The 21,481-nt window shown below is 56.2% G+C and carries 21 protein-coding genes and 7 tRNA genes; 16 read left to right on the top strand and 12 right to left on the bottom strand.

The genetic code is table 11. The annotated features are described in order from the left end of the window. Positions 1-27: 27 nt before the first annotated feature. Complete coding sequence (locus CHU70_RS09520) at positions 28-741, top strand: TetR/AcrR family transcriptional regulator (RefSeq protein ID WP_141752731.1); 714 nt, start codon at positions 28-30, stop codon at positions 739-741. Between the two features lie 7 nt (positions 742-748). Here CHU70_RS09520 and CHU70_RS09515 read toward each other — a convergent pair whose 3' ends face one another. The 3 genes from CHU70_RS09515 to CHU70_RS09505 form a co-directional block, all read right to left on the bottom strand. Next, entirely contained in the window at positions 749-1,846 is a 1,098-nt protein-coding gene (locus tag CHU70_RS09515; protein WP_053087330.1) for a DUF6114 domain-containing protein, read from the bottom strand. Positions 1,847-1,934: 88 nt separating this feature from the next. Continuing rightward, the gene (locus CHU70_RS09510; RefSeq protein WP_049173023.1) at positions 1,935-2,507 is read right to left on the bottom strand and encodes a DUF6230 family protein; all 573 of its coding nucleotides are present in this window, start codon (positions 2,505-2,507) and stop codon (positions 1,935-1,937) included. Positions 2,508-2,710: 203 nt separating this feature from the next. Then, a tRNA-Val gene (locus CHU70_RS09505) sits at positions 2,711-2,785 on the bottom strand. Between the two features lie 351 nt (positions 2,786-3,136). On the opposite strand from CHU70_RS09505, the gene CHU70_RS09500 reads away from it, so the two are divergent. From CHU70_RS09500 to CHU70_RS09475, 6 genes are all read left to right on the top strand, one after another. Next, a tRNA-Gly gene (locus CHU70_RS09500) sits at positions 3,137-3,209 on the top strand. A 66-nt stretch (positions 3,210-3,275) separates the two neighbouring features. Next, a tRNA-Cys gene (locus tag CHU70_RS09495) sits at positions 3,276-3,346 on the top strand. A gap of 32 nt (positions 3,347-3,378) precedes the next feature. Next, positions 3,379-3,453, top strand: a tRNA-Val gene (locus CHU70_RS09490). A gap of 27 nt (positions 3,454-3,480) precedes the next feature. Beyond that, positions 3,481-3,553: transfer RNA gene (locus CHU70_RS09485), tRNA-Gly, on the top strand. Positions 3,554-3,619: 66 nt separating this feature from the next. Continuing rightward, positions 3,620-3,694: transfer RNA gene (locus CHU70_RS09480), tRNA-Val, on the top strand. 27 nt (positions 3,695-3,721) lie between these two features. Then, positions 3,722-3,794: transfer RNA gene (locus CHU70_RS09475), tRNA-Gly, on the top strand. Positions 3,795-4,129: 335 nt separating this feature from the next. On the opposite strand, the gene CHU70_RS09470 is transcribed toward CHU70_RS09475, so the two are convergent. After that, positions 4,130-4,627 (bottom strand): ferritin, encoded by a 498-nt coding sequence (locus CHU70_RS09470; protein ID WP_048733225.1) that lies wholly within the window; start codon positions 4,625-4,627, stop codon positions 4,130-4,132. Positions 4,628-4,730: 103 nt separating this feature from the next. Here CHU70_RS09470 and CHU70_RS09465 point away from each other — a divergent pair, with 103 nt between their 5' ends. From CHU70_RS09465 to msrB, 3 genes are all read left to right on the top strand, one after another. Further along, complete coding sequence (locus CHU70_RS09465; RefSeq protein WP_070642216.1) at positions 4,731-5,543, top strand: dihydrofolate reductase family protein; 813 nt, start codon at positions 4,731-4,733, stop codon at positions 5,541-5,543. 143 nt (positions 5,544-5,686) lie between these two features. Next, complete coding sequence (locus CHU70_RS09460) at positions 5,687-6,943, top strand: glycosyltransferase family 87 protein (protein WP_222865028.1); 1,257 nt, start codon at positions 5,687-5,689, stop codon at positions 6,941-6,943. After that, positions 6,936-7,361 carry a peptide-methionine (R)-S-oxide reductase MsrB gene (msrB, locus tag CHU70_RS09455; RefSeq protein WP_048733231.1) on the top strand — a complete coding sequence of 142 codons (426 nt, stop codon included), beginning with the start codon at positions 6,936-6,938 and terminating at the stop codon, positions 7,359-7,361. Before CHU70_RS09460 ends, msrB begins: the two co-directional genes overlap by 8 nt. Positions 7,362-7,452: 91 nt before the next feature. On the opposite strand, the gene hemQ is transcribed toward msrB, so the two are convergent. From hemQ to hemE, 3 genes are all read right to left on the bottom strand, one after another. Then, complete coding sequence (hemQ, locus tag CHU70_RS09450) at positions 7,453-8,151, bottom strand: hydrogen peroxide-dependent heme synthase (RefSeq protein WP_049173031.1); 699 nt, start codon at positions 8,149-8,151, stop codon at positions 7,453-7,455. 84 nt (positions 8,152-8,235) lie between these two features. Beyond that, on the bottom strand, positions 8,236-9,714 hold the full coding sequence (gene hemG, locus CHU70_RS09445) for a protoporphyrinogen oxidase (RefSeq protein ID WP_049173033.1): 1,479 nt from the start codon (positions 9,712-9,714) through the stop codon (positions 8,236-8,238). 105 nt (positions 9,715-9,819) lie between these two features. Beyond that, a complete protein-coding gene (gene hemE, locus CHU70_RS09440) occupies positions 9,820-10,929 on the bottom strand; it encodes a uroporphyrinogen decarboxylase (RefSeq protein ID WP_147719055.1) in 1,110 nt (369 codons plus the stop codon). Positions 10,930-11,099: 170 nt separating this feature from the next. Here hemE and CHU70_RS09435 point away from each other — a divergent pair, with 170 nt between their 5' ends. Both CHU70_RS09435 and CHU70_RS09430 read left to right on the top strand, forming a co-directional pair. Further along, entirely contained in the window at positions 11,100-11,654 is a 555-nt protein-coding gene (locus CHU70_RS09435) for a DUF3000 domain-containing protein (protein WP_016422661.1), read from the top strand. 40 nt (positions 11,655-11,694) lie between these two features. Further along, on the top strand, positions 11,695-12,996 hold the full coding sequence (locus CHU70_RS09430) for an HRDC domain-containing protein (RefSeq protein WP_069358719.1): 1,302 nt from the start codon (positions 11,695-11,697) through the stop codon (positions 12,994-12,996). Here the strand turns inward: CHU70_RS09430 and CHU70_RS09425 are convergent, their stop codons facing one another. From CHU70_RS09425 to dut, 3 genes are all read right to left on the bottom strand, one after another. Then, positions 12,997-14,262 carry a class I SAM-dependent RNA methyltransferase gene (locus tag CHU70_RS09425; protein WP_069358720.1) on the bottom strand — a complete coding sequence of 422 codons (1,266 nt, stop codon included), beginning with the start codon at positions 14,260-14,262 and terminating at the stop codon, positions 12,997-12,999. A 134-nt stretch (positions 14,263-14,396) separates the two neighbouring features. Next, a complete protein-coding gene (locus CHU70_RS09420; protein ID WP_069358721.1) occupies positions 14,397-15,176 on the bottom strand; it encodes a DUF3710 domain-containing protein in 780 nt (259 codons plus the stop codon). Positions 15,177-15,294: 118 nt separating this feature from the next. Continuing rightward, positions 15,295-15,747 (bottom strand): dUTP diphosphatase, encoded by a 453-nt coding sequence (gene dut, locus CHU70_RS09415; protein ID WP_049173041.1) that lies wholly within the window; start codon positions 15,745-15,747, stop codon positions 15,295-15,297. A 166-nt stretch (positions 15,748-15,913) separates the two neighbouring features. Here dut and CHU70_RS09410 point away from each other — a divergent pair, with 166 nt between their 5' ends. Then, positions 15,914-16,390 carry a DUF3093 domain-containing protein gene (locus CHU70_RS09410; RefSeq protein WP_049173043.1) on the top strand — a complete coding sequence of 159 codons (477 nt, stop codon included), beginning with the start codon at positions 15,914-15,916 and terminating at the stop codon, positions 16,388-16,390. Between the two features lie 109 nt (positions 16,391-16,499). Here CHU70_RS09410 and CHU70_RS09405 read toward each other — a convergent pair whose 3' ends face one another. Continuing rightward, the gene (locus CHU70_RS09405; RefSeq protein WP_016422655.1) at positions 16,500-16,796 is read right to left on the bottom strand and encodes a DUF4193 family protein; all 297 of its coding nucleotides are present in this window, start codon (positions 16,794-16,796) and stop codon (positions 16,500-16,502) included. A 203-nt stretch (positions 16,797-16,999) separates the two neighbouring features. Between CHU70_RS09405 and CHU70_RS09400 the strand changes: the two genes are divergently transcribed. Continuing rightward, complete coding sequence (locus tag CHU70_RS09400) at positions 17,000-17,608, top strand: LytR C-terminal domain-containing protein (protein WP_168161654.1); 609 nt, start codon at positions 17,000-17,002, stop codon at positions 17,606-17,608. A 9-nt stretch (positions 17,609-17,617) separates the two neighbouring features. Here CHU70_RS09400 and CHU70_RS09395 read toward each other — a convergent pair whose 3' ends face one another. Beyond that, positions 17,618-18,511, bottom strand: a complete 894-nt coding sequence (locus CHU70_RS09395; protein ID WP_239660062.1) for an inositol monophosphatase family protein — start codon at positions 18,509-18,511, stop codon at positions 17,618-17,620. Between the two features lie 118 nt (positions 18,512-18,629). On the opposite strand from CHU70_RS09395, the gene ppgK reads away from it, so the two are divergent. Together ppgK and CHU70_RS09385 are read left to right on the top strand one after the other, a co-directional pair. After that, on the top strand, positions 18,630-19,385 hold the full coding sequence (gene ppgK / locus CHU70_RS09390; RefSeq protein WP_069358722.1) for a polyphosphate--glucose phosphotransferase: 756 nt from the start codon (positions 18,630-18,632) through the stop codon (positions 19,383-19,385). A 395-nt stretch (positions 19,386-19,780) separates the two neighbouring features. Beyond that, positions 19,781-21,337, top strand: coding sequence for an RNA polymerase sigma factor (locus CHU70_RS09385; RefSeq protein ID WP_049193023.1), 1,557 nt, complete (start codon positions 19,781-19,783; stop codon positions 21,335-21,337). Positions 21,338-21,481 lie beyond the last annotated feature (144 nt).

Below are 21,481 nucleotides of genomic sequence, written 5' to 3'. Positions count from 1 at the left end.
ACACGCGCCGTTATCCTTGGCTCTGTGATGGGTAAGCGCAGACGAGACTCTATTAATTCATTTCAGGAAGACGACGGCGGTGGTAGTCCTCCACGCCGTCGTTTATCAGCGCAGCAGCGACGCGAAGAAATTCTCGACGCCGCTGCTGATTTTTATGTCTCCGGCCAACCGACGGATTTCACAGTTGACGACGTGATTGGAAAAGCCGGAGTTTCCCGCGCGACCTTCTATCGAATATTTCGAGGGCTCGAGGATCTCCGCGCCTGCATTATTGGTCGGATTGCTACAGCATTCCAAACTCGAATGTTTTCAGGTTTCGGATTCGACAATCAGTGGCTGGAGCTGATCGCTGGCATCAGGGAGTTTCTGCGCATCGCTGATATGTTTCGCTCTGATGTCATTTTGCTATTGGACAATCAGGGCCAGGGCTCAATTGCAGAGGGGATGCGCGATGCCGTGGCTGCCGAAATCTCTCGGCGTATCTATCCCATCGAAGAAACTCCGTTGGGTCGTCGGGCCCTTAGAGCATGGATAGCAGCTGCCGAGTACGAGGTACGTGATTGGCTACAACAGCGAGCCAACGACAAGAAAACTACGGAATCGGCAGACCTCATCACGAAACGGCTTGCGGGACTACTTGAGGCAGTGGTGTGCGAATACGAAGCTACATCCGACGATGTCTTCATCACCGAGCTCAAGCGAGTGCTGCAATCTGACCGGCGTATGGCACAAGCCGGCTAGATTGTGATTACGAGTTTGAAATCTGGGTTGTCGACGGTAGCTCGAGCGCGTCGGAACGAACAACGTATGTCTCTAAGATCACGTCATGTAGCACTAATTGACTAGTAGCCCAGTCGGGTAGCCCAAGAGCCTCACTCATAACCGAACGCACATCTTTGTCCTGGAGACTCTGGTAATCGAGGGAAATGGACGGGCCTTTCAATCCAGCCACCTCAGGACTTACAGTCATTTTCCGCACAATGATATGGAAGTTGCCATCCAAGATTGAGGCGCTCCCGGGACCCGTCGCTAATTGCACACCGCCGCCGGGGATGCTCAACCCCAGATTATTCAATTCCACTCGATTCGCGTCCAATCTAATTGCCTGCACGCTATCACCTGCCGGCATAGTCAGGTCGACAAGCGAAAAGTGAACGTTTCCGATAAGTCGAACAGAATCGGCTGTAATCATCTCGAGGGTATCCGAAAGCCCTAGTTCACCGGGTTGTGGCGTCGGAGCTTCCCGCAGGGAAATTCCATCCGCTTCGTCGACTAGAGAATTCGAGACACCGCTTGGTAATGGCGAATCTGTAATCGAGTTCCCTGGAGGCAGCTGTATTTCAGGCAGAGTTGGCAGCTGATTAAAGTTGGCAATCCCGGGAATCGGTAGTGGCGCGAAGCCAGGAGCTGCAGAAGCGTGCGGAGCTGGAGCTAACATGCCCATAAGAACGCCTCCCACAGCCAAAATAGTGCTTACGAGAAACTGCTTCCCCTTCGGCCTACTAGGAGTTTCTACGTCTTTCTGGTCCCCCTCGTCGCCAGTTTCCATCTCATAATCCGGGTACCATGACAGAGCTAAAGCTCCCCCAATCAGCCCCAGAACTGTGCCGAGTACAAATCCACCAAAATTCGATGTCGGAAGAGCGACAATGGACAGTACAAGAGCAGTGGTGCCCGTCAGAATCCTGGAGCTTCCGCCCGTCCAGGTTAAAACGCCGGCAGCGATGAGCAATAGCCCGATCAAAAGTGTCGACACACCCGAGAGTGTGGAAATACTTATGAGGATGCCCTGCACATCAATGGTCAGATACGCAGGAGTTAGCATAACCAGCCCACTGATAATCATGCATAGCCCTGCTCCGAAGGGTCTCATTCTGCGCCAATTGTTAAACCGAACGCTTAACGACGCCTTATTCTGTGGCCCAGCGGATGATTTAGCATCCATGACCTTCACCCGATTCCACAGTGACCTTGGCTCCCGAAATGGTAAGCGAGTCTGCAGCTAACGAAGTGACTTGCAAGCGCTGATTGCGAACGATCATCTGCGTAGCTACCAACCCCCAAGTCCCCCGACCGGCTCTACTGTCAGCTTGGCTTGCATCAATGCCGATCTGCGGATGGCTCATGGTTATGGCCCCATTAATATCCTTTGCACCTACGAGTAGATTATCCGCAGACAAGCTCTTCCCGGGAACAAGCAATTTGAATGTGGCTTCACCTACGCCAGGTATGTTCTTTATTGGTGCAGAAAGGCACACATCGGTGCCGGATGCCTTACCAAAGCGCAGCTTGGACACACCTTTTTCCGACTCCCCTGCCTTCTCAGCGCCAACGAAAAGGCTTGAGGAGTCTCCTACCAATTCGTCCACGGTCAGTGTCATCACGGTGCCAGACAGAGCAAGGTTAGCGGACAGTCCATTTTGAGCCATGGCGACGCCTGTACCACCAGCAACAAAGAGGCCGACACTCAAAATCCCAGCAAACCTGGCCTTCTTCACGTAACCCATGTTTACGGCACCCTCCTACCGCTCCAGCACAAACCTATATTTGAAAACCATAGGTTTGTTTACACACAAACGTTTTGTAGGAAAACGGTAGTCGCTATGAGACTTCATGTCTCAGCTTCCATGGAATTCAGCGAGCACCTGCGACACATCGCAGTTCGAAGTAACAAAAAAGAGCTCCCAAAAAATTGGGAGCTCCTTACACGTGGTAGTCCCAACTGGGTTCGAACCAGCGACCTTTCCGGTGTGAACGGAACGCTCTTCCACTGAGCTATGGGACTATGGCAGGCGACTCAAGTGAACCTCACTGCTCTGCGCAATAAGTTAGCACGCGTCTTAGAATTTTCCATAATTACGCTGTTCGGAGGATCACCCTCTTTAAATACAGAACTTCAACTACGCCCGACATCGCTACCACATGGCTTGACCCAGCCAAATAACGTCCGCCCGATTCAAAATGACATCATTGCCATTTAAACACTTCACAATCACCAAACTAGCCATACCTCGACTGCCCCAATAAACACATTCACCAGGGCATTTGTAATCCCTCACACAATCACGCTAAAGTATCTTTCGCACCGCAAGGGAGCAAATGAGATTATCGTTTTCGCCTTTCCTTGCATCGCAATGCGGATGTAGCGCAGCTGGTAGCGCATAACCTTGCCAAGGTTAGGGTCGCGGGTTCGAGTCCCGTCATCCGCTCTGGTTTCCCAAGAAGTTAGACCCTGTGGTATAACTTCGAGGCAACCACTGAGGCGGCAGCCTCACGGTGGAATGGCCGAGTGGCGAGGCAACGGCCTGCAAAGCCGTGTACACGGGTTCGATTCCCGTTTCCACCTCAGCAGAGATTCCTTTAAGGTTTCGATGTAATGCGCGTTTAGCTCAGCGGGAGAGCGCTTCCCTGACACGGAAGAGGTCACTGGTTCAATCCCAGTATCGCGCACCACGTAAGCCCTTATGGGCGAGCGTATTTGCGGATGTAGCGCAGCTGGTAGCGCATAACCTTGCCAAGGTTAGGGTCGCGGGTTCGAGTCCCGTCATCCGCTCAGTGCAAAACCCCCTTCCCCTGGAAGGGGGTTGCGCTTGAAAGCTTCTATATAGCTTTTACCCCAGCGCGATTAGCTCAGTGGGAGAGCGCTTCCCTGACACGGAAGAGGTCACTAGTTCAATCCTAGTATCGCGCACCACGTAAGCCCTTATGGGCGAGCGTATTTGCGGATGTAGCGCAGCTGGTAGCGCATAACCTTGCCAAGGTTAGGGTCGCGGGTTCGAGTCCCGTCATCCGCTCAGACTAACCCCCTCCCCGGGTATCCGGGAGGGGGGTTTTCGTTTAACCTTTGCTAGGCAACCAGTTTCATTGAGTCCTACCGCTCCCCTGGGTTAAGCAGGAAAAATGTTGTCCGGCAGGCGTCTCGGCTGGCAGGTTTCCCAATTCGGCGAGCTCTGCTGAGCAGCTCGCTCGTCTAAAGGCTATGGATGGTCAACCCAGAACCGCTCCACAAATTTCGGTTTGCCTGGACGCCAAGCCCATCAATTGATACTCCAGCTGAATAGAAATGACCGCCCCAGGGATAAGTGCCTGGGGCGGTCATTTCTATCGAAACTGTGAACCGAGCTCGATATTAAGCTGCGTCGCGAGCACCGAGCTCCCGGTCGATACGCAGCAGGCCAGCACCGTTGTCGCCGACAATCTCCAGGCGACCGATGATGCCACGCACGGTGTCCTCTTCCTCAATCTGCTCAACCACGAAGCTGTCCAGCAGCGGGCGGGAGTCGAGATCACCCTCGCTATCAGCAAGCTTGCGGAGGTTACGGATAGATGCCGAAACCTTTTCTTCATGCTCCAGAGCGATGCGGAATGCATCGATTGCGGAAGTGACCTTCACCTCCGGTGCGTCGACAGCACCAATCTGCGGGTGGTTGTCGCGAGCATCGAGGTGTGCGATGAACTGGTTCGCGTGATCAACTTCCTCATCCGCCTGTGCACGCATCCAGTCTGCCATGCCGGAGAAATCCAGCAGGTCCAGCTCGATTGCCAGCTGGCGGTAGACGTGGGAAGCGGTGAGCTCCATAGTGATCTGGTCGTTGAATGCCTTCTCAAGAGTATCTGTTAGTCGCATGCCCCTACTATAAGTCCAACCCTTATAAATGGCAACGATTATAATACTTCCCTTATAAGCCAGGCCTTGCCTATTTTACAATCGTCGGCTTAACCTCGGCGGTATGGCTACACTCACCTCCGTAAGCCCATCGACCGACGAAATTCTGCAGTTTCTTTCTCGACCTGCGCAAACGACACATGATACAGCGGCGGTGTCTCACAACGCCTCCACCGTCACGGCCATCGCCGTCACCAGCTTGGACGGACGCGGCGCCGTCGAAGGCACCTCGGGCCAGCTTGGCAACGACACCGATGCCACGGTTTTCAACACGCTTCGCGCGCTTGCCGACGTCGTTTTCGTTGGTACAGGCACCATTGCGTCCGAGGGGTACGGGCCAGTTGAGATACCGGAGTACCTAGAGGCCGTTCGACAGAAGCTAGGTCGCTCCGAGCACGTGGCGATGTCCACACTTTCGCGCTCGTTGGATTTAGATATAAAATCTGACTTTTTCACGAATGCAGAAGTCAATCCTCCGATAATCTTCACCCCGACTGAAGATGCTTTTAATGATGAAGAGGCAAGAGCCGCTCACAAGAACAAAGCTAAAAAGATGGAGTCGGCCGGGGCTCGCGTCGTTAAGCTTCCTGACCCCTCGGTAAAAGCGGCGTTAGCGTGGCTGGCCGAACATGGGTATCAGGACATTGTCGTAGAGGGTGGGCCGACGATATATCGAGAAGCATTCAAAAACGGGTGCGTCGACGAACTGTTCCTGACATTGTCGCCGATGTGGGTGGGTAACGGCCCCCTGACTTTCGGCGAGAACGACCCTGATGAGGACTCGAACTCGACGACCCCGCAGGCTTTTGAAGTGCGAGATATCCTACGTTCCGACTCACACATCTTCCTACGCTATTCCCGCAGCTTCACCCAGTAGGGTGGAGTATTGTGAGTAAACCAAAAATCGACGTGAGCGCAAGCGCAACGGCATTAACGCAAGCGTCCAAGGACACGCCAGAGACAAATTCGGTGGCTCCACGCTCTCTGTCTCGGCACGTGTCGCGAGGACTCAGCGCTTTCTTGTGGCCTATCGCAGCTGTGGTGATTTTTCACCGCACCTGGGTTTTGCCGAAAGACGTTTCTGGCACAGATGACTTTACGACCGTCTGGTCGGCAATTAATCGATTCGTATCGCAGGTACCCGTTTATTCGGAAGACTACGTAACAGCCGATCCGCACTATCTGTATTCCCCAGGCGCTACCCTACTTTTAGCCCCGATTGATTTGTTCGGCTCGCTTGAATCGGGCCGAATCTGGTTTGCGGTGTTTCAGTCAGCTGCAATCATTGCGGCAATTGTATTGCTGCTGAGGTGGCTTGGTATTGCGCGCTCTGGCCCCATCATTCCAGCGTCGATAGCACTGCTCTACCTCACGGAACCCGTTACCAACACCCTTGATTTTACGAACGTCAACGGTTCACTCTTCCTTGCATTAGTGCTGTTTTTTATTGCTCTGACCGAGCGGCGCAATATCCTGGCCGGCCTGATCATCGGTATCGCAATCACCATTAAACCTGTTTTCTTGCCAATGCTGTTCCTACCGTTCATGCGCAGGCAGTTCTCTACGGTACTGACCAGTATCGGAGTGGTAATTGCAGCCAATGTCATTGCGTGGCCGCTCATGGTCCAACCACGTGACTACCTAGATATCACCGTCCCCTACCTGGGAGTTGTCCGTGACTTTGCAAATGCTTCACTGACTGGACAGCTTGTTTGGCTAGGTGCCCATCCGACCCTGATTTTGCTGTGGCAGATCTTTTTCGGCATTTTCGTCTTGGTATCCGTCGTGCTCCTTCTTCGCTGGCTCGAAAGGGATGAGAAATTCTGGATTGCTACGACTTCCGGAGTTCTCTTCACCGGCGCGTTCTTCCTTTCCAGCCTGGGCCAGCAGTACTACTCGATGACGCTCTTGCCAATGGTTCTCACCGTGCTTCGCCCATTGGTTTTGGCTCGCGACAATGAAGGAAATATTGGTTCGACAGTCATGTTGAATTGGGGCGCAGGACTCGGAGTCGTACTCTGTTTCTTCTACGCCAATTGGTGGATTGATGAAGATGACCTCTTTTTCCCGTGGTTCACGGTTGCAATCGGCGGTATTGGATGGGCCGTTCTTATTCTCTCCATCACGGCAGCACTCATTCGAATGACGATTGTGGATGCCGTCAATGGGCGTAGCTTTGCATCCGGCTTCAGCTGGCTGAGCGACTGGAAGATAGCAGGCAGGAAGTCTAATCAGGAATCTGATCTCAAGTCTGAGGAGGCTATTCAGAATGGTTGATTCGCATAGCGAAGACTGGAATCTGAGCGAAGAAGAATGGCGCGAACGCCTCAGTGCCGCGGAGTACCAGGTTTTGCGTCAGGCAGGTACTGAACGCGCCTTCACCGGTGAGTACACCGATACCAAGACTCAAGGTGTCTACCGCTGCCGGGCCTGTGGTTACGAGCTGTTTCGGTCGAACGAGAAGTTCGACTCTCACTGCGGTTGGCCATCCTTCTTCTCTCCACTAGCTGGAGACCGGATTATTGAGCGCCGAGACACCAGCCTCGGTATGGTCCGTACCGAAGTGCTGTGCAGTCGTTGCAAGTCTCACCTCGGCCACGTCTTTGAGGGTGAGGGATACAATACTCCGACCGACCTGCGTTATTGCATCAATTCAATTTCACTCACGCTCGAACCGGACAAGACGGCTGAATAACTAGATAGAGAAGCAGCGCCGCTGGTCAAAATCCCGTCAGTTAACGGGGCTTGACCAGCGGCGCTGCTGATTCTCTCGTTGATTGCGTGAGCTACGGCAGAACGTTGATGATCTCTGCGATGTCATCGACGCGACGTCCCGTGTGGAACGGAATCTCTTCGCGGACGTGCAGACGAGCCTCGGTGTAACGCATCTTCCACATCAAGTCCACAATGCGGTCGAGCTCCGGCCCCTCGAATGCAAGGATCCACTCGTAGTCACCGAGTGCGAACGCCGGGACAGTATTGGCGCGCACATCCGGGTAGTCACGACCGGCCATACCGTGTTCAGCAAGGATGCGGCGTCGCTCGGTCGGCTCCAGCAGGTACCAGTCGTAGGAACGAACGAAGGGGTAAACCGCAATCCATCGTCCCGGCTCTTCACCCATGATGAACGACGGCAGGTGCGACTTGTTGAACTCAGCTGGACGGTGCAGCGCAGCGTTCGACCAGTGCGGAGTGGATGCCTTGCCCAGCGGAGTCTCGCGCAGGAAGGCGTTGTAGAACGCCTGCAGGTCTTCCAGCTTCTCTGCGTGGATCCAGAACATGAAGTCGGCTTCAGCACGCATGGCCGAAACATCGTAGAAACCACGGATGATCAGATCAGTGTCTTCGTAACGAGCCAGGAATTCCTTGGTCTTAGCCACTGCCTCTTCGCGGTTATCACCGAGTGCACCTGGGGTCACCTTGAAGGCAGACCACATGGTGTAGCGGATGGTGTCGTTGAGCTTCTTGAAATCGAGCTTGGTCATTAGTTGTCTCCTAGTTCGGTTGAAAGGTTTGTTTAAAAACGATGGGTCAGCGCCAGTTTCGTACTCAGCACCAATCTCGCAGCTTTATGCCAGCTCCGCAGCAATCTTGCTGGCCGCAGCCTTGGCGTTGGAGATACATTCCGGAATGCCCGGGCCACTGAGCCACGCCCCTGTTGCTGCAAGCTTAGGCACCTCGGCCAAATCCTGGCGAGCAAAATCCATCAGGCCTCCATGCCCCATATCGAAGCGTGGAATCCCCGCCCACCAACGCTGGACGAAAACCGCTGTCGGTTCGGCATCAAAGCCAGTCGCCTTAGCCAAATCTGCTTTTGCCCTGGCGATGAGGTCCTCGTCGCTACGATGCACGTGCGAGTCATCATCAAAACGGCCGAAGCTTGCCCTCACAACGGCACCGTAGCGCTCACCAATATGTGGCCACTTCCGGGACGACACTGTAAAAGCTTTCGCGGACAGGTCAGCACCAATCTCGCACAACACGCCGTTGATCTCCGGCAGTCCTTCCGACGAGTCGAAACACATACCGACCACCGCCGAGTTCGACGTGTCTACCCCACCAATGAGCTCGGCCGCCTCTGGCGCAAGATTGCTCAACAGCTCCGATGTGGTTGCAGAAGGTGCCGCCACGACAACACCGTCGACGTCGATAGTGCTAATGCTCGTGCCGCTTTCCGACGGCAGTTCCACTGTCACCTCAAAGCCGTTGTCATGCTGGCGCAGACCAGTAGCCTTCGTCGACAAGAGGAGTTCGGCTCCCGATTCGTCGACAAGCGTGTTGTAGAGAACCTCGAAGCCGTCGCGGAACGTTTGGAAGACCACCGGTCGCTTCGTCTTCGTCGAATCTGTCGCAGCCTCACTACTCAGACGCGCCTGCTGCGCCTCCTTACGTGCTTCCAGAACGCGCTGGACAGCGCCGGTGAGGCTGACATGGTCACCGACACTAGCCATTTCATCAAGCGCTGCCGCCAGCTGTGGGATGGTCGCACGCAGACCCAGATCGTATGCGGTGGTTGAGTAGACGCCCCCGAGCAGCGGGGAGACGATGCGGTCAACGACTTCCTCACCGAGCCGCGCCGCGACCAGCTGGCCGACATTCATGTCGTCACCCAGTACCCAGTGCAAGGCTGGAGTGAGCTCGGGGTTCGACTCGGCATCAATCTTGGCGAGGGTGGCCTCGCTGAGGAGGTAGCCCAACCCTTCTGAACTTCCTGGAATACCGGTGACCGTGTTACGCGGAAGGTCCTTGAGTTCACCGCCAATGTAGAGCTTGGAAGGCAGCCCCGAAGGGGCGACTAGCTGATCTGCCAACCCGAGTTCCTTGAAAAAATCGGTGGCATCGTGACGGAACGCCAGGTACGCCTCAGCGCCCGCCTCAAGAGGGCCGTTAGCTCCTGGTCGAGTCTTCAGCTTGCCGCCGACCTGTGCACTGGACTCGATGACAATTATTCTTGCGGCGGGTCCGAGCTTTTTACGCAACTCATACGCTGCGCTCAGGCCGGAGATACCGCCACCTATGACGGCAATGGTAGAAGGTTGTGCAACCACGGTATTTCGTACGCTTTCTCTATGCCCGCGCCTCGAGCGGGCACGGTCGATAAGACTTGTAGGAAATTAGCTAGTGCGTGTTTTACACGCCTGTTGCGTCGGCTTTTACGTTGCGTGAATGATCTCAACGGCGCGCGTAATCGCGTCGGCATCGGTATTCGGTAGCACCCCGTGACCCAAGTTGAAGATATGTCCACGGGCGTCACCACGCTTAATTGCACGGTCCGCCTCAGAGCAGATGCGCTGAATCTCTTGGGTCATTGCATCTTCACCGGCAAAGAGAATCGCCGGGTCAAGGTTGCCCTGCAATGCAAGGCTGTTTTCCGCCGGGTCTGCGCCTCGGTGAACGTCGGAAAGCGTGGCACGAATGCGGTTGGCAGCAACGTCCAGTGGCACGCGCCAGTCGACGCCCATGACTTCTGGGCCGGCTTCAGCCATCGCACCGAGAAGCTCGCCGGTGCCCACACCGAAGTGGATGCGCGGAATGCCGGCGTCGGCGACAGCCTGGAAGATTTCCTTCGAGTACGGCAACACAAAGCGGCGGTAATCACGCTCGGTGAGATAGCCAGCCCAGGAGTCGAAGAGCTGAATAGCGTCCACACCAGCGCCAATCTGCGCGCGCAGGAAAGCAATCACCATCGGAGTGATTTTCTGCATCAGGTGATCCCACAATTCAGGGTCCGAGTGCATCAGCGCCTTAGTGCGCTCGTGATTGCGGGATGGACCGCCTTCAATCAGGTACGACGCCAAGGTGAACGGTGCACCGGCGAAACCAATGAGTGCCTGGGTATCAGTCAGCTCTTGCAGAATGAGGCCGATACCCTCGGCCACCGGAGCGAGTTGCTCTTCCGTGACTTCCGGTAGAGCCTTGATGTCTGCTTCCGAGCGCACCGGAGTATCCATTACTGGACCGCGGCCAGGAACAATATCCAGGTTGACACCCGCAGCCTTCAGCGGCACGACGATATCGGAAAAAAGAATCGCAGCATCAACGTCGTGCCTACGTACCGGCTGCATAGTAATCTCAGCGAGCAGTTCCGGGCGGAAGCAAGAGTCCAACATACCGATGTCCTTGCGCACCTCACGGTACTCAGGCAGTGAACGACCAGCTTGCCGCATAAACCACACCGGGCAGCGCGAAGGAGTTCGACCGTAAGCTGCATCAAGAATCGGGGCATCAGTCAAAGTGCGACGATTGTTCATACGGACAATCATGCCCCACTTACCTTAGAAATTGATATGTGGGGTACTAAGAACAGGAAATTCTCTCGCCCTGCTGTGCGTTTTCGACGAACCGCTTGGTCGCTTCCCACTCTTTTCGGCGCGCCTCCCACTAACGCAAGCGTCATATGGCTAAGTTCAGGCGCGTGAATGGAACCGATTCAATGCCACAGAACTTCCGCGCCGCGGTCCAGTCAATGCACTCTGCTGAACTGCGACCTGAGATTGCTCTGGGCACCGTTCGGCCACCGCAGAAGCTGGCACCGTTTAGCCACGCTGTCTCGCTTGAGGTCACGCAGCCCGAAGCTGATATCGTCCCCGAGTCCTCGGACGACGATGCCTTTGGTCGTTTAATTTTGCTCCATGACCCCCGCAGTGAGGAAACCTGGGACGGTGACATGCGCTTGGTTGCATACATCCAGGCGGATATGGATGCCTCCCTCGCGGAAGATCCGTTGCTTCCCCAGGTTGCCTGGCAATGGCTCACTGAGGCTCTGGCTGAGAACAACGCCGAACTGTCGAACTTGGGTGGCACGGTGACTACTACGAACTCTGTCCGCTATGGCGAGATCGGCGGCAAGCCACAGGCCTTTCAATTAGAAATGCGCGCATCGTGGACTGCTCGTGGCACCGACCTGCGCACCCACGTTGAATCCTTCGCTCAGGTACTAGCGAACGTCGCTGGTCTGCCACCCGTCGGCGTTTCCCTGCTGGGCTGATACCGGCGACTGCTGATACCGACGACCGAAGAGGCGTGCGATGAGCTCCGACGTGGAAACTAGTCCCGACGTAGAAGTAAGACTTGCCCCAGCCGAGGGAACTCCACGCGTGCTTTCTGCCATCGACGACATTATTGACGCCGGTGAGCAGCTGGCCAAAGGACACGGTTGGCTCGCAGTCGATACTGAACGAGCTTCGGCATATCGCTACGACGACCGCGCCTTCTTGCTTCAATTTCGCCGCCGTGGAGCGGGCACCTTTCTCATCGATCCCGAAGATGGTCGCAAGGCGATGGCCGTTTTCGGTTCCTCAGTCAACGACCTGACCTGGATTATTCACGCCGCTCATTCTGACCTTCCCTGCCTCGCAGCTCTGGGTCTCTACCCCACCAAAGTCATTGACACTGAGCTGGCCGGCCGCCTTCTCGGCCTGGAGCGAGTCAACTTAGCAGCTCTGACAGAGCGACTCCTCGGAGTTGGACTTGCCAAGGGGCACGGTCGAGAGGATTGGTCTACTCGTCCACTGCCAGCAGATTGGCTGGACTACGCAGCCTTGGATGTCGAGCTGCTCATCGAACTCGCCGAGGTTCTTTGTCAGGCGCTGACTGAGCTCGACCGTTTGGAATGGCTGGAACAGGAATGCGAACGCGAACTCGCTCTAAACCGTAAATACCTCGATGGTCTGCACGTCGTACACTCGTGGCAGGGGCTCAAAGGGATTGGGAAGCTGCGCACTCCCGAACAACTTAACGTCGCCCGTGCACTGTGGACTGAGCGTGACGAAATCGCGCAGCGCCGTGATGTCTCCCCAACACACGTCATGGGTCACAGCGTTCTACGTACAATCGCAGAACAACTCCCCGGTACGCAGCGTGAACTAACTGCAATCCGTGGATTTCCACGTCGCCGTCGCGGTGCCGCGGACGCTTGGTTGAAGGTCGTTAATGAAGCCCGTCAGGAACCCAGGTCGTCATGGCCGAAGCCCCAGAAGCAGGCTCCCAACCAGATGCCCCACTTTCGACGTTGGGCTGAGCATGCCCCACAAGCCGCCGAAATTTTCGAAACCACGCGAGACTGCATCGACAACGTCTGTGCCCAAATCCACCTGCGCAAAGACACACTCATTACCTCCGCGCAGACACGTGAACTGGTGTGGTGGATTCACAGCCGCGCAGTCGGCTCATTCGTTTTCCGCCACCACGACAACTACGCTGGCGGCTTGCCAGCCGTTACCGAAATCTCCGCTCACCTCAGCGAACAGGGTTTCCGCCCATGGCAGGCACATTTGCTTGCCGACGTGATCGGCGCCAACGTTCTTGCGCCCATGCGGCAGCCACTCTAGCTACAGCTGCTCCAGCACTGCGATGGTTTCAAAGTGATGCGTTAGACCAAATGCGTCCACGACCTCGAGGTGTTTGAACGCGTAGCCGTAGTCAGCCCAGTACCGGGCATCGCGGGCAAAAGTCGCCGGATCGCAACCGAAATGTACAACCACGCGTGGCTTTGCCTCAGCAATAGCGGCAATGGCATCCTTACCAGCACCGGAGCGCGGAGGGTCGAGAACAACGATATCCGGGTTTGGAGTTTCCTCATTAGCAACTTCGCGGCGCACTACTTCGGCGACATCCCCAGTAACGAACCGGACTGGTGCCGCAGGCGACGCATTCGCACTGTGGTCAGCTGCAGTGAAGGCCTTGCGCCCCGCCGTCGCTGCCGCTGCAAAACCCTCGACAGAGAGAATTGAGCCCTCTGCGTCAACAAGCTTGCGAAGTGCCGCCGACAGAACGCCTGCGCCACCGTAAAGATCCCAACCACAGGAGAAAGACTGACCGGCCAACAGGTCAATGATGCGCGATCCATAGAACTCAGGGGCATGGCAATGGGCTTGCCAAAAACCGGTAGTCGGCACATCGAAAGTGATTCCGTGAACAGTGTGCTGTGTGGTTGGCTCGCCTTCAATCACCGTTTGCTTGCGGTTCCTGCCGCTGCCGGAAACGTACACAGCACTTCGGTTACCCTCCGTGTCCATGGCCACATGGAGTTCTCCTGGCTTCGGCTTCTTGCTCCCGCGACCGCGAGCAGGCTTAGCGGCGGGGATGGTTCCGGCCGTCGAAAAGCCAGCGATGAGATTGGGAACTGTTTGGACGCACTCGGAGCCGATGACGAGCTCGTGGGAACGGGAACGCCGTAATCCCGCTCGTCCCTGGGAATCCACACCCAGCCGCACGCGCGTGCGCCAACGGGAGGTCGGAGCCAGTGGAAGAACATCGATAGCTGGCAGCTCGTCGGCGGTGAAACGTCCAAGACGGCGCAGGCAATCGGTCAAGACATCAGCCTTGAGACGCGCCGCGTGCTCAGGATCAATAAAACCCCAGTCGCAACAGCCCGCGCCCTGCTGAGCTGCTTCGCAACGCTGCGAAATTCGATGCTCTGAGGCATCCAGAACCTCAACGACATTGCCGCGCCACAGCTTGGCATCAGGTTTGGCAATTTCGACAACAACGCGTTCGCCGGGGATACCGCCGGTGACGAAACCGATTCGTCCGTCGTAGCTGGCAATGAATTCTCCGCCGGCAGCGGGACGGTCAATAGTCACTTCGATGTTCACGCAGTGTGATACTACCCGCTGACAAGAGAAAAGCCGCTGTCGGGTGACGGCGGCGGGCAGTGCACAGTCGCGCCTGCAGATCCTTTTCTAACTGGTCAAGCAGCTAGCTTCTCTCTGCTGGCGGGTTGACCAAACTAATTGGTGGAGCCATCTGGGTTGATACCAGTAGCGCCTGGCACCTGCCCGGGTTCACCTTCAGCTTGGGCAGCCTGGGTCTGCTGCTGGTATGCCTGACGAATCTGCTCGGCCATCTGGGACGGCAGCGTAACCGGAAGCGGCTGACCTGCTGGCATCGGGTTCTCACCGCGAGAGACGAAGCTACGGGCAAGGAGACCGCGGGCGAGGTCCGCGAGTTCCTCCGCCCGATTAGCTGGACCGGAGGCCGTCATGCGAAGCATCCAACGCGGGCCGTCGGCGCCGATGATTCGCATTTCCATGTCGGAGGTGCGACCTACGACCTCAGAACCCCACGGCCCCTGCTCGACATGGACATCGAGGCCATCGGACTCAAGACCGTCCTTGATTTCCTGAGCGGACTCCTCCCAGAGACCGCCCGACGTCGGAGCAGCGAATGCTACAGGAGTTACGCGGCCATTCTCAGTGGCGACGTGCAGCATGGTTGGACCTGTCGGCCCCATCTCCACCTGAATATCACCAACGTGAGGAATAGGCAGCAGCATCGAACCGAGGTTCAGGCTGGCCTTCGCGAAGTCCGAAAAATCAAACTGCGTCGGGCTAGCGCTGTTGATATCGAAGGGGCCGTTTGCTGGTGCGTTCTCCGCGGCGGTTTCCGACGCGTCGTCATGCACGGTTGCGGTAGCCTCCTCAGAAGCTGGCGCCGCAGAGTCGGTGGTAACGGCCTCTGCCTCAGCAGCTGGTTCTTCTGGCTGGTTCTTCTTTCCAAATGGCCACATGGTGGTTTATTGACACCTCGCTAAAACGAAATCTTTGTATACGCCTTTGTAAACACTTTATTGAGCTCTTCACGCATTGAACCACACTTAGTAGGATCCCCGCGCTATCAGAGGTGTTTTAAAGCGTCGTGGACACTCCGGTTGACCCGTGACCGCCCGCACCGCGTTCAGTTTCATCGAGTTCATCGACTTCCACCATCGGGCTGAGCTCGACCTTCTGCACAACCAATTGGGCAATTCGATCGCCCTTGGCGATCTCCACCGCATTGGTCGGGTCCAAGTTGATCAGGCAGACTTTAAGCTCACCACGGTAACCGGCATCGATAGTGCCGGGTGCGTTGACGATGGACAGCCCCTTTTTGAAAGCCAATCCGGAGCGAGGATGAACCAATCCCACTGTGCCCGCCGGCAAAGCAATGGCAATACCGGTTCCCACGAGCGCCCGCTGCCCTGGTGCTAGGATGACATCCTCCACTGAGCTCAAATCCACACCGGCATCATCGGCATGCGCACGCTGGGGAATCACAGCGTCTTTAGCGAGCTTTTTCACTTGCACCGGGGCATAAGTCATCTCTTTGTATATCCTTCGCTGTCGCGTCTTTTAAGAACCGCACTTCGGCCTTGTCAGTACCGAGCATAGCCGTGCCCTAGAATGGATAACCGTGAGTGGAAAAGATAACCTGCAGCCTCGTCGCGACGACAGCTCAGCATCCGTCTCTGAAGGTGCGGCAATAGCAATGAGCTCGAGCGGAGATTCATCGATTGTCTATTCCGAAAAGCTCTGGGTTCCCTGGTGGTTCTGGGTACTCGGCGCTGCTGCCGTTTTTGTATGCACGGCCCAGATTGGCTTTAACCGTTCACCGATTTGGCTTGTCATCGGCGGCATTATTTGTCTGGCCGTGGGCGTGTGGGTGCTGTTGACTATGTCGAAGACCACGGTGTCCGTGGAAGTGGACAGCACTGGTGAACGCTGGCTTCACGCTGGCACGGCAGTTTTGCCAGCATCGGTTGTTGCCAAATCCCTGGTGGTCCCGAAGTCCGCGCAGCGCAATGCGTTGGGCCGTCAGCTCGATCCAGCAGCGTTCCTGGTTACACACACGTGGATTCCCACGATGGTGCTGCTAGTCCTCGACGATCCGGACGACCCCACCCCCTATTGGCTGGTCTCCACCCGCCACCCCGAGGCACTGCTTGACAGTCTCTTCGACCGCTAGGTCAAATCTCTCACCGCCGCTACACGCTTGCCGACGGCCCCAGCGCCGCCAGAACCGTGGTAGTGGCGGTTTTCCTTTTTCCTAGGAAGCTATCCCGGCTGTGCGGGGATTAGGCACAGTCCTGACAGATGGGGAATCCATCGCCGTTATCGATTGCGATCATTGAGCGGTGCATCACCATGAAGCAGGAGCCACAGGTGAATTCATCCTCCCCCTTCGGGGCAACATCCATATCGAATTCTTCACCCGCGATGTCGGCAACCGGCAACTCGAACGGCTCAACAATTTCGCCGTCGTCAGTGTCGTCGATTTCCTTCTCAGCAGATGCAGCCTGAAGGCCCTCGAGGGAATCGGTCTCCAGCTCTTCGGTTTCACGAGTACGCGGGGCATCGTAGTTTACAGCCATGTCCCAAACCTTCTTTCTGGACCTTTGCTAGACATTGTGAACTGACTTTTTCTCGGAGAATACAACGCGTTGAGACGATTGACACCCTGTACTCTCCAGCGCCTTTCTCAGCGGATATTAAGGCAATTCACGCAATCTGTCATCTCTGCAGGTCAAAATAGGTTTCTATGCCAATAAGCCGAGGAGAGGATAACATGATGGCTATGAGTTCAGGCCCCGCGAGCACTTCGAGCACGTCACATCGACGAAAAATTGTTCCCTACGTGGTGGTTTCCGTCGTTGCTGTAGTGATTGCCGCTACGTTGTGGGTGTTGGCATTCCGCAGCCAACCGGCAAGTTATCCGGTGTCCTGTTCCCTCCCCGCGGCTGGGCCCCCTGTTTCCTCCACCACGCTAATCGGAGAGCACGTCGTTCCACCGTCGGATGTTCATGTGCGCGTTTATAATGCCAACGGCAAAGTCGGCCAGGCTACAACCGTCGCCGAGCAATTGCGGCAGCTCGATTTTGTCCTCGATGAGCAGGTTCCCTACGGCAACGACCCTATTGTGGAAAACCAAGACCTCGGTTGCTTCGGCCAGCTGCGTTATGGCGAGGACTTCAATGGCCACGCCGCAGCGCTTCACGCTCTTTTCCCCTGCTTTGAGCTCATCCACGATGGTCGGCCGGATGCAACCGTCGATGTGTCCTTGGGTAAGGGGTTTAAGGATCTCGAAGTAGCCAGCCAGGTTGAGGAAACGATGTCCGCATTGAACCGTGGCGAACAAGCCGACCTAGAGGGGTTGAGCTCGTTAGGCTCGAGCACCTGCTCCTAGACCGACGCACTAATTCCTAGCCTGCGCGACAGCACCATCCAATGCCTCGAAGAACGCATCGGCAACTTCAGAGTTCGCCGCACCGACACCAAAGTCGAGCGGGTCTCCCTCCGGCCGGCCAGTAACGTTGGCACACTGAGTGAATTCCGGGACCCTAATCCTTGCGCCTGCTTCAGCCGCAATCAGAGCACCAGCTGCATAATCCCAAATCTTGATGTCGTGTTCGTAATACGCATCAACACGGCCGTGCGCCACCATGCACAAATCCAGCGCCGCCGATCCCATGCGCCGAATATCTCGACACTCCCCCAGCAACTGCGACGCTATCCGGCCCTGCACCTGCCGGAGACTAGCGGAATAGCTGAATCCCGTTGCCACAAGTGTCTTTTCCAGCTCGGCCGTTGGGGAACAACTAAGCGTCTGCACAGTGCCGTCCCGTCGAGAAACCTGAGCGCCCTCTCCCTTAGCTGCACTGTAAATCTCTCCCGAGGACGCATTTGCCACTGCACCCGCCACTACCTCATCGCCTACGGCGCAAGCGATACTCACAGCAAAATTGGGCATGCCGTAGAGGAAATTCACCGTACCGTCGATGGGGTCTACAATCCAGGTCACCGCTTCGCCCTCGTTGGCAGCCTGCGCTGGGGAACTCGCGCCGTCGTCAAGCCCGCCTTCTTCGCCCAAAATGCGGTCAGAGCTGCTAAACGTCTTGATAAGCGAACGAATGAGCTCCTCAGATTCACGGTCGACAACGGTGACGGGGTCTACAGCTGAGGACTTCGTTTCGGAACTTGCTAAAACGCCATCGGAGCCGAGTTCGACCCGACGACTGGCGATGTGCGCCGCGGCTGCGCGGGCGATAAGTACCGCGCGGTCACGCAGATCCCTGACGCTGGGTCGCACGGAACCGGGGCTATTCGACGCACTAAACCCCCTATTATCTGCCCTGCTAGCGAGTTGTTCGGTGCCACGCGAGTTAATGCTCATGCCCCCATTGTGTCTGTTTCGTACAATTTGAGCTATGGGACAACGAATTGGATTTGGCATCGACGTCGGAGGCTCTGGAATCAAAGGGGGCCGCGTGGATCTTGATACTGGGCAGCTTATTGGCAACCGCATTAAGATTTTCACGCCACAGCCGGCAACTCCGGAAGCGGTTGCGGAGACCATTGCAGAAATTGTGGACATTGCGAAGTGGGATTCCGATGTCGGCATCACGATTCCGTCCGTCGTACAGAATCAGATTGCCTTGCTGGCCGCCAATATTGACGGTTCTTGGGTTAATACGAACTGCCAAGAGCTCTTCGCTAAATACCTGCCCAACAACAAGGCGCACGTGCTTAACGACGCTGACGCTGCCGGCCTCGCTGAAGTCCAGTTTGGCGATCCGGGCAATAAGACAGGCGCCGTGTTGTTGCTAACTTTTGGTACAGGCATCGGCTCCGCGCTTATTCATGACGGACTGCTCTACCCCAATTCGGAGTTAGGCCACCTCATCATTGATGGCATGGAGGCCGAACACTTTGCATCCGCGAGAGTTAAGGATGTGGAGGGGCTCGGCTTCGAAGAGTGGGCTGAGCGCGTGAGCAAGGTGCTTAAGACCTACGAGGCACTGTTTTGGCCGTCACGGATCATCGTCGGCGGCGGAATCAGTCGCGAACACGAAAAGTGGATTCCGCTGTTGACATGTAAGACTCCAGTTGTCCCCGCAAGTCTGGATAATAATGCGGGTATTGCTGGCGCCGCCTTTGCAGCTGACCAGGGACTTTACCCTTAACCACTTTCATTTCTTATATGGGGATTGGTAGCTACGTGTCGGGCGTGACACGTGCTTGAAGCCATGCCCCGTGGCGGCGATTTTAAGAATTGGTTTACAATAAGAAGTTGACTCACGGCAAGGTTGAATAATCAACAGGCTCGAGGAGGATTGGGAAAATCGAATTCCAGCGCACTGCTTCGATGAGGATTTTCACCGATTACTTCTTCGCTAGGAGCCAGAAAGCAACACTGATGACCGTGGCACGAAAAGGTCAGCTCTGAATGTTTTCCATTCGGCTAGTTGGCTATAGACGAAGTAAAGGCGCACCACTGGCGCGTTGAGCTTCTCTTCGACCGAGAGAAGCTGGCGGCGGCTTTGGCGGCGCACACAACGTACATCGTGAAAGGGCGTTCGTGGCAGGCAACGAACTGGGGCAAGCTCAGGACCAATCCACCGGGAGTGGCACCGGTTCAGCTACTCCTGCAAAGAAGGCTGTAAAGAAGGCCATCAAGAAGGCAGTGAAGAAGACCGTGGCAAAGAAGACTGCCGCGAAGAAGACTGCTGCCAAAAAGACGGCTGCTACCAAAACTGCGGCGAAGAAGACGACCGCTAAGAAGGCAGCGGCCAAGAAGACCGTGAAGAAGGCGGCCAAGAAGTCCGTCGCTAAGAAAACCACGCGTAAGGCCGCCGCCAAGAAGGCAACTAAGCGGACAACGGCTGCGAAGGCCACCGCGGCCAAGGCTGCTGCAGCGAAGGCGAAGGACGCGCAAGCTCTCGACGCAACTGAGAACGAAGAGCTCGAGGACGAGGAACTCGACCACGACTTGGAGCAGGAGCAGGACTACGACCCGGATCTGGATGATGATCTCGAAGACGATGATCTTCACGACGATCTGGATGATGACGACCTCGAAGACGACGACCTCGACGATGATGAAGAAGAGGACGACGAGGACGAAGACGAGGATGAAGAGGACGAGGGCGACGAGGTCTGGAACGAGGACGAGTCCGCTCGTCTGCGTCAGGCCCGCAAAGATGCTGCCCTCACCGCCTCCGCCGACTCTGTCCGCGCCTACCTCAAGCAGATTGGTAAGGTCGCGCTGCTGACTGCCGAGGAAGAAGTCAGTCTGGCAAAGCGCATCGAGGCCGGTCTGTATGCGCAGTACAAGATTGACGAGGCCAAGGAAGCCGGCGAGCGCATCGCTTACGCTCAAAAGCGCGACTTGCGCGAGATTTCTCGTGACGGTCAGCGCGCCAAGAATCACCTGCTCGAAGCCAACCTCCGTCTTGTGGTGTCCCTGGCAAAGCGCTACACCGGCCGTGGCATGGCTTTCCTCGACTTGATTCAGGAGGGCAACCTCGGCCTGATTCGCGCCGTCGAGAAGTTCGACTACACCAAGGGCTACAAGTTCTCCACGTACGCAACCTGGTGGATTCGCCAGGCAATTACTCGTGCAATGGCCGACCAGGCTCGAACCATTCGTATTCCGGTTCACATGGTTGAGGTCATTAATAAGCTCGGCCGTATCCAGCGCGAGTTGCTCCAGGATTTGGGCCGCGAGCCCACTCCGGAAGAGCTCGCTAAGGAGATGGACATCACCGAGGAAAAGGTTCTCGAGATTCAGCAGTACGCTCGTGAACCCATTTCGCTGGACCAGACCATCGGTGACGAGGGTGACTCTCAGCTCGGTGACTTCATCGAGGACTCCGAGGCAGTTATCGCCGTGGACGCCGTCAGCTTCACGCTCCTCCAGGATCAGCTTGGCGACGTCCTGGAAACTCTCTCCGAACGTGAAGCCGGTGTCGTCCGCTTGCGCTTCGGCCTTACCGACGGCATGCCACGTACCCTGGACGAGATTGGTCAGGTCTACGGTGTGACACGCGAGCGCATCCGTCAGATTGAGTCCAAGACGATGTCCAAGCTGCGTCACCCGTCGCGCTCGCAGGTGCTGCGCGACTACTTGGAGTAAAGCTTTAACCTGGAGTTGTTCAGGGGCTAACTGCTTGACTAGAAAAATCGGGCTTGAATGAGGTTTCACACCTTATTCAAGCCCGATTCTTCTTTTGGTGTCAGCGCTAGTGAGTTACTGACTGCGTTTATGTCAAAAATAGCC

Origin of the sequence: Corynebacterium sp. LK10, assembly GCF_008042455.1 — a bacterium.
GTDB lineage: Bacteria > Actinomycetota > Actinomycetes > Mycobacteriales > Mycobacteriaceae > Corynebacterium > Corynebacterium jeikeium_D.
This window is presented reverse-complemented; position numbering and strand designations above follow the sequence as displayed.